6 protein-coding genes and 1 pseudogene are annotated in these 7,083 nt (G+C 67.9%); 3 read left to right on the top strand and 4 right to left on the bottom strand.

The features are described 5' to 3' along the window. Positions 1–178 precede the first annotated feature (178 nt). The 3 genes from SSPN_RS48735 (at position 179) to SSPN_RS43095 (ending at position 2,318) form a co-directional block, all read left to right on the top strand. Positions 179–778 carry an Lsr2 dimerization domain-containing protein gene (locus tag SSPN_RS48735; RefSeq protein WP_237710493.1) on the top strand — a complete coding sequence of 200 codons (600 nt, stop codon included), beginning with the start codon at positions 179–181 and terminating at the stop codon, positions 776–778. Then, positions 720–2,018 (top strand): IS1634 family transposase, encoded by a 1,299-nt coding sequence (locus SSPN_RS62515; protein ID WP_420187503.1) that lies wholly within the window; start codon positions 720–722, stop codon positions 2,016–2,018. The genes SSPN_RS48735 and SSPN_RS62515 overlap by 59 nt, the downstream gene beginning before the upstream one ends. Before the next feature lie 108 nt (positions 2,019–2,126). Beyond that, positions 2,127–2,318: a histone-like nucleoid-structuring protein Lsr2 gene (locus SSPN_RS43095; protein WP_083821859.1), complete on the top strand. Its 192-nt coding sequence runs from the start codon at positions 2,127–2,129 to the stop codon at positions 2,316–2,318. A gap of 90 nt (positions 2,319–2,408) precedes the next feature. On the opposite strand, the gene SSPN_RS0108590 is transcribed toward SSPN_RS43095, so the two are convergent. From SSPN_RS0108590 to SSPN_RS43090, 4 genes and pseudogenes are all read right to left on the bottom strand, one after another. Beyond that, entirely contained in the window at positions 2,409–3,638 is a 1,230-nt protein-coding gene (locus tag SSPN_RS0108590; RefSeq protein ID WP_010693631.1) for an SAM-dependent methyltransferase, read from the bottom strand. Between the two features lie 127 nt (positions 3,639–3,765). Further along, positions 3,766–5,145 (bottom strand): FAD-binding oxidoreductase, encoded by a 1,380-nt coding sequence (locus SSPN_RS0108585; protein WP_044572734.1) that lies wholly within the window; start codon positions 5,143–5,145, stop codon positions 3,766–3,768. 297 nt (positions 5,146–5,442) lie between these two features. Then, positions 5,443–6,405 (bottom strand): adenylate/guanylate cyclase domain-containing protein, encoded by a 963-nt coding sequence (locus tag SSPN_RS0108580; protein ID WP_049887583.1) that lies wholly within the window; start codon positions 6,403–6,405, stop codon positions 5,443–5,445. After that, positions 6,402–6,854, bottom strand: a pseudogene (locus SSPN_RS43090) (universal stress protein). The gene SSPN_RS0108580 and the pseudogene SSPN_RS43090 overlap by 4 nt, the downstream one beginning before the upstream one ends. Positions 6,855–7,083: the final 229 nt, after the last annotated feature.

The following is a 7,083-nucleotide window of genomic DNA, read 5'->3' as shown; positions in this document are numbered from 1 at the left end:
CCACCGGAGGGCAGCCACCCGGCATTCCCCGGCCATCACCACTGCAGACCCGGCTGCTGGACCTACTCGGTGTCGACCCGACCAAACCAAGATGATCAAATACCAGAACATGACGACCAGGCCGAGTTGATCAACCCTCATGTGCGGAATGCCCGGCTAGCTCCCGAGACAGGTGATCATGGCCGAGCGGATTCAGGTCGAACTCGTCGATGATGTCGACGGGTCCCCGGCCAACCACACCGTCACCTTCGCGTTGGATGGTGTGACGTATGAAATTGACCTGAACGATGAGAACGCCCAACAACTCCGGGCCGTCCTCGACCGGTACATCAAGGCCGCGCGCTCCCCGAAGCCCGAGCCGGCGAGCAGCACGCGCCAGCAGGAGCGCGAGGAGGAGCAGGCCCGGCAGGCCAACAAGCAGTTGACCCAACAACTCCGGGCCGTCCTCAACCGCTACGTCAAGGCCGCGCGCTCCCCGAAGCCCGAGCCGGCGAGCAGCACGCGCCAGCAGGAGCGCGAGGAGGAGCAGGCCCGGCAGGCCAACAAGCAGTTGACCGAGCAGATCCGCGGCGCCGCGCAGCGCACCCGCGAGCGCCTCAGCAAGAAGGCCGCCGAGCCGGTCGCCCCGGAGCCGGTCGAGCAGCCCGAGCCCGTCGAGGAAGCGCCGTTCGAAGCGACTCCGGCCGAAGAGCCGAAGCCGGACCCAGGTAGTGGGCGCTATGACCGAACTGCAAAAAATGGCCAAGCCCCAGGAGTTCCTGCTGAGCGGGGACTCTAAACTGGTGTCCTACACCAATGTCTCGGCGATGATCGATGCCGGTGTCGGGTTCATCGCCCCCGCCTCGAAGGCGTACACCCCCGCCGCGAGACTGGCCGCACTGGACCTCGACTCGGCCACCCAGGTCGACTACGTCGCGCAACGCGACACGAGCAAACCGGCTGCCGCGCGGGGCCGATGGCACGTCAGCGAGGACACGATGACCCTTGCGGGCAAACGCAAGCGAGACCCGGTGCTCACGCTGCGGCGGGTGTTCGTGCACTCCACCGCCCGAGCCCACGCCGCGGCCACCGCCCGGGCCAAGAAACTCGACCGCGCCCGCGATGACCTCGACCGGCTGGCCCGGGGGTTGGGTTCCCGTCACTACCCTGACGAGAAAGCCGTGACCGCCCGAGTCGCCGCGATCGCGGCCGCCCGACGGGTCACCGCCTACCTGCGCACCGAGACCGGCACCGATCCCGCTACCGGCAAACCCACCCTGCGCTGGTGGTTCGACCAGGCCGCGCTGGATGCCGAGACGGCCACCGACGGCTGGTACGCCCTGCTCACCAACCTGCCCGCCACCGTCGCAGCGGCCGAGATCCTGCGCCGTTACAAGGGCCAGGAAGTCGTGGAACGCCGCTACAGCACGATCAAAGGCCCCTTGGCGGTGGCACCGATGTTCCTGAAGAACAACCGGCGCATCGCCGCCCTGATCACCGTGATCTGCCTGGCACTGCTGATCTTCTGTCTGATCGAGCGCCAACTCCGACTGGCAATCGCCCCCCAGACCACGCTTGACGGACTCTACGTAGGAAGGCCCGCCAAACCCACCGGCAGGCTGGTCTTCGAGGCACTGGCCCGTCTCCGCCTCATTCCCGTCCCGAGACAGGTGATCATGGCCGAGCGGATTCAGGTCGAACTCGTCGATGATGTCGACGGGTCCCCGGCCAACCACACCGTCACCTTCGCGCTGGATGGTGTGACGTATGAAATTGACCTGAACGATGCGCACGCCCAACAACTCCGGGCCGTCCTCAACCGCTACGTCAAGGCCGCACGCTCCCCGAAGCCCGAGCCGACGAGCAGCACGCGCCAGCAGGAGCGCGAGGAGGAGCAGGCCCGGCAGGCCAACAAGCAGTTGACTCGGATTGTCTCGCAGTGGTTACTGTCCGTTGGTGGCCACGTACCCTCGCCGGGCGCGGCGGCACGTGACCCGCCCGGCGGTTATCGGCTGGGCAACGAGCTGCTCTATGGTTGAGTACGAGACAACGGTGCCGCCGCGTGCTACAACGTGGTTAAGGCTCGCAGTAGTCTTACCTGCAAGTGTCGCGGATCGAGGCGGGGCACGTTCCCGAGACAGGTGATCATGGCCGAGCGGATTCAGGTCGAACTCGTCGATGATGTCGACGGGTCCCCGGCCAACCACACCGTCACCTTCGCGCTGGATGGTGTGACGTATGAAATTGACCTGAACGATGCGCACGCCCAACAACTCCGGGCCGTCCTCAACCGCTACGTCAAGGCCGCACGCTCCCCGAAGCCCGAGCCCAGAACATGACGACCAGGCCGAGTTGATCAACCCTCATGTGCGGAATGCCCGGCTAGCGATCCAACGGCTCGCGAGCCCTGAACAGCGGACACGGTTCTACTACCAGGTCGGACGCAGCGGGTAGTGGGCGTCGGTGTCGTCCAGGCGGACGCCGAGGACCTGGTGCAGTTGGACGATGTTGCGCTCGAAGCCCAGCTGGCAGGCCGCCATGTAGAGCCGCCACACGCGCGCCCGGTCGAAGCTCACCTCGGCGACTGCCTCGTCCCAGTGCTCCTCCAGGTTCCGGCACCAACCGGCCAGCGTCAGCGCGTAGTGCTCCCGCAGGTTCTCCTCGTGCCGCACCTCGAAGCCGTTGTCGTTCATCGCCGACACGAGCGTGCCCACCGGCTCCAGCTCGCCGTCCGGGAAAACGTAGCGGGCGATGAACTTGCCCGGCCGCGACCCGTGGCTGCCGTCCGGCCGGGTAATGCAGTGGTTGAGCAGCCGCCCACCGGGGCGCAGCTTGCCCGCCAGGAACGAGAAGTAGCCCGGCAGCTGCGCCTGACCGATGTGCTCGGTGAGCCCGATCGAGCTGACCGCGTCGAAGCCGGTCTCGGTGACTTCGCGGTAGTCCAGGTGTCGGATCTCGGCGAGGTCGGCCAGCCCGCGTTCGGCGATGGTCTTCTGCGCCCACTGCGCCTGCTGCCGGGACAGCGTCACGCCGAGCGCGCGCACCCCGTAGTGCTCGGCCGCGTGCATCACCATGCCGCCCCAGCCGCAGCCGACGTCCAGCAGCCGCATGCCTTCCTGCAGGCCGAGCTTGCGCGCCACCAGGTCGTGCTTGGTGAACTGCGCCTCCTCCAAAGTGGACGTCGCCTCGGGGTACACCGCGCAGGTGTAGGCCATCGACGGGCCCAGCACCCACTCGTAGAACCTGTTGGACACGTCGTAGTGGTACGAGATCGACTTTCTGTCGCGGCGCTTCGAGTGCCGCCAGCCGCGCGGGCGGTGCTCCACCTCCGGCGGTCGCACCGGCCACCACAACCGGTACCCGGCCAGCTTCACCGCCAGTTCGCGCCGCAGGCTCGGCGGGATGTCGTTGAGCGCCACGCTGGGGAACGCCGTCAGCGCGGTGTGCATGTCGCCGTGCACCTCGATCGCCCCGGTGACGTAGGCGCGCGCCAGGCCGAGCTCGCCCGGCGCGGCGGCGAGATGCGAAAGTGCCAGCGGCGAACGGATTTCCACGCACACGTCCGCCCCCGCACGCCCGGCGCGGCTGCCGTCGAACGCACGGATCTCCAATGAGACGTCGCTTCCGAGGATGCGCGTGAACACCTCTGCCCAGCCCATCAGCGGATCTCCTTCCTGCCGCTCAGTTCGAGGGTTGCGTGGGATTTGCTTTTATGTCCGAAGAGCATTCGAGCGACATGCCCGGCCTGCCAAGAACGACGTGACCACGGCTCAAGCTGCGTAGAAATCATCTTTCCCCCACGCATTTCTCGTACAGCCCGGGAAGCCGGCCCTTCGGGTCGTACGTCTCCTTCAACTGCTGGTAGGCGGGGCGGTTGTAGAGCTGCCAGAACTCCGCTTCCTCGAAGTAGGAGTTGGAGTACAGCGACTTGTGCCCGTCGAGTTCGGTCACCGCGCGCTCGATGGCCCGGTTGTGCCGCCCCGGCGCCTCGCCCGGCTTCAGCGGCACCGTGGCCCAGAAACCGACGTTGACGTACAGCGTGTCCGGGTCCATCGGGTACAGCGGCCAGCCCTCGCGGTCGCGCAGTTGCACCGGGCACAGCCAGACCGGGGAGATCCCGATGTCGCGGTGGAAGAACTCCAGGAACTCCGGCAGCCGGTCCACCGGGATCTCCACGTCCTGGATCACCGGCTCGTTGAGGCCCTTGCCGCTAAGCACCGCGATCCGGTCGGTGACCGAGTGGCGGCGGTCCCAGGCCACGATCCGGCGGTAGACGTCGGAGCGGCGGTACCGCTGCGGCCAGAAGCGGCGGACCAGCGGGTGCTGCGCGCCGAGCGCGCGGGAGCACCAGAACCAGTCGGTGTCCCAGCGCCACAGGTAGTCGTGGATGCCCAGGAAGTCGACCTGCCGCTGCTGGATGGACCGGTAGTAGACCTGCTGCCCGGTGTAGTCGCTGGTGAACGGCGCCTTGTCCACATAGGAGCCCAGCGTCAGGTACTGCTCGCGCGGGCTGAACACGGTGCCGTCGAGGAAGTCGACCGGCTCCCCGTCGAAGCTGCGGTCGCGGCAGATCTCGGCGATCACCGTGGCGCATTCCCCCGCCGAACCGAAGCGCACGTGCCGCAACCGGACGTACGGCTTGACCTGCTCCAACTCGATCTCCAGCCGCAGCGCGTAGCCCAGCGTGCCGTAGGAGTTCGGAAATCCCCGGAAGAGGTCGGCGTGCTCGTTATCCGGCCGGGCCCGGACCACCTCACCGGCTCCGGTGAGGATCTCCATCTCCCGCACGGATTCGTGCGGGAGACCGCTGCGGAAGGAGGTGGATTCGATGCCCAGCCCGGCGACCGCACCGCCGAGTGTGATCGTCTTGAGCTGGGGCACCACCAGCGGGATGTGCCCGGACGGCAGCAGCGCGTCGACGATGCTCTCGTAGGTCGCCATGCCCTGCACCTGCGCGGTGCGGCTGGCGGAATCCACTTCCAGCACCCGGTTGAACCGCCCGACGTCCAGTCCCGGCCCCTGCGACGGCGCGCGAAAGCGGAAGAGGTTCGAGGTCGGTTTGGCAAGGCGCACCGGCGCGCTGGCCGGCAACCGGCCGTACTGCGCCACCAAAGCGGATACTTCGTCGGAATGGCTTCCTGCCACGACTGTTCCCCGATCGGCCATGCCTCGACTCTATTGCTGGTCCAGCGCGCAGGCATCCCGCTTTACGTGGGCCAAACATGGCCGCAATGCGAACAAAAGGGGCAAAACAACCATGTGGTGTCGTCGGCGGCGATCGTCGAAGGTCGCAAAACGCCAGGTGATCGACGTAGGACCGGTGAGTTATCAAAGATTCTTGCTTGTCGCATGCAAATGCATCGGGATTTCGGTCACACCGGCGCCGGGCCGGTGCCGCACGCCGACCGTGAGCCTCCTGGACAGCCACAGCAACCCGGAAGACTCACGGCCGGCGATGCGACTTCACTCCGAACGGCGCAGCGCCCAGGCCCGCAGGCCGCGGAAGCCCTGCACCTTGGTCGGGCCCACCGAGATCAGCCGGTACTCCGCGTGCCCCCGCAACGCGGCCGCCAGCTCACGGTCCACCAGCACCGAGGCCGGGCGAGCCACCGACGTCAGCCGGCTCGCGATGTTCACGGTCGACCCGTAGACGTCGCCGAAGCGGGCCAGCACCGGCCCCCGCGCGAGCCCGATCCGCAGCCGCGGCAGCAGGTCGGTCTTGGCGATCTCCTCGTTGAGCGTCAACGCGATCTCGGCGGCCTCCGTCGCGGTGTCGGTCACGAACAGCACCTCGTCGCCGACCGTCTTGATCACCCGGCCGTGGTTCTCCGCGACCACGGCGCCGGCCAGCGACTCGAAGCCGTCGATCAGCCGGGCGAGCTCCAGCTCGGTGAAGTCCCGGATCAACCTGGTGTAGCCGACGATGTCGGCGAAGCCGATCACCTGCACCCGCTCGTCGACCCCGGGATCGCGTTCGGCGAGCTCGCGCGAAGCGGTGGCCGCCAGGTGCCGCCGCCACACGTAGTCCTGCATGCGCGCCATCACCGGCAGGATCACCTCGGCGACCTGCGCCGTGGTCGCCACGTCCACCGCGAACTGCTCGCCCAGCAGCGACTTGAAGATCCCGACCTGCCACTCCGCCAACCGCGACATGGTCTGTGCCAGCGACCGCGCGACCGCCGACTCCAGCTCTGGCGGGATCACCTCGGCGGAGACCAGCTCGACCAGCGCGCGAAGCGCGGCGATGTCGGCGTCGGTGAACACCACCGCGTCGTCCTCGACGTGGGCGAAACCCATCGCCTGCCAGAGCTGCTCGGCCCGGGCGACAGGAACCCCGGCCGCCGCGGCGACCTCTTCCTTGGTGTGCCGCGCCGGCCCGCCGAGGATGGTCTCCTGCACCCTCGTGGCCGCGCGGCGCACCCTCATCGCGCGGTTCGGACAACGAGCACATCGCGATCGGCCCGACGGCACACCTCGGACGGCACCGACCCGAGGATCCGGCCCTTCAACGTGTTCAGCCCGCGGCTGCCCACCACCAGCAGGTCGGCCGCCTCCTTCTCGGCGGCGGCCAGCAGCACTGACACGGGCGCGCCGACCGACGCGAAGGTCTCGATCTTCGTCGCCCCCGCCCCGCGGGCGACGGCGGAGGCCTCGCGAAGGGTGTCCTCGGCCGGTGCGGAACCGATCACCTGGAACGCCTCGTCGCCGAGCGCGTTCTATGCCTCCTCGACCTCCCGCGTGCTGCTCGGGTAGTAGGCGCAGACGATCACCAGCCGGGCCGTCGAGTCGCGGGCCACCTCGGCGGCGCGGGACACCGCGAGCAGCGAAGGTGCCGAGCCGTCCGTTCCAACGACGACGGTGCGGTAACTGGACATTACAATCTCATTTCCGCAGCGGAGCTGGCTTCGAGTGGGCACCGGCGTGAACACTAACGATCGCGACGCCCGGCGGTCACGCGTCGCTACCGAACGTGCCGAGTTGTGAAGCAGGATGCGACCACCCACCGGCCGATTTGTCCGCTCGACCAAACGAGGCCGGAAACTCTCATCCGACCCCACAATCAAGTGACGCGTCGGCGGCGCGTAGGTTTCGCCGGAACGTGCA

This window comes from Saccharopolyspora spinosa NRRL 18395 (genome assembly GCF_000194155.1).
Taxonomy (GTDB): Bacteria; Actinomycetota; Actinomycetes; order Mycobacteriales; family Pseudonocardiaceae; genus Saccharopolyspora; species Saccharopolyspora spinosa.
This window is presented reverse-complemented; position numbering and strand designations above follow the sequence as displayed.

Bases quoted from the DNA above. Each gene is read 5' to 3' on its own strand.
- SSPN_RS62515 (WP_420187503.1), top strand. From the start codon at position 720: ATGACCGAACTGCAAAAAATGGCCAAGCCCCAGGAGTTCCTGCTGAGC.
- SSPN_RS48735 (WP_237710493.1), top strand. From the start codon at position 179: ATGGCCGAGCGGATTCAGGTCGAACTCGTCGATGATGTCGACGGGTCC.
- SSPN_RS43095 (WP_083821859.1), top strand. From the start codon at position 2,127: ATGGCCGAGCGGATTCAGGTCGAACTCGTCGATGATGTCGACGGGTCC.
- SSPN_RS0108590 (WP_010693631.1), bottom strand. From the start codon at position 3,638: ATGGGCTGGGCAGAGGTGTTCACGCGCATCCTCGGAAGCGACGTCTCA.
- SSPN_RS0108585 (WP_044572734.1), bottom strand. From the start codon at position 5,145: ATGGCCGATCGGGGAACAGTCGTGGCAGGAAGCCATTCCGACGAAGTA.
- SSPN_RS0108580 (WP_049887583.1), bottom strand. From the start codon at position 6,405: ATGAGGGTGCGCCGCGCGGCCACGAGGGTGCAGGAGACCATCCTCGGC.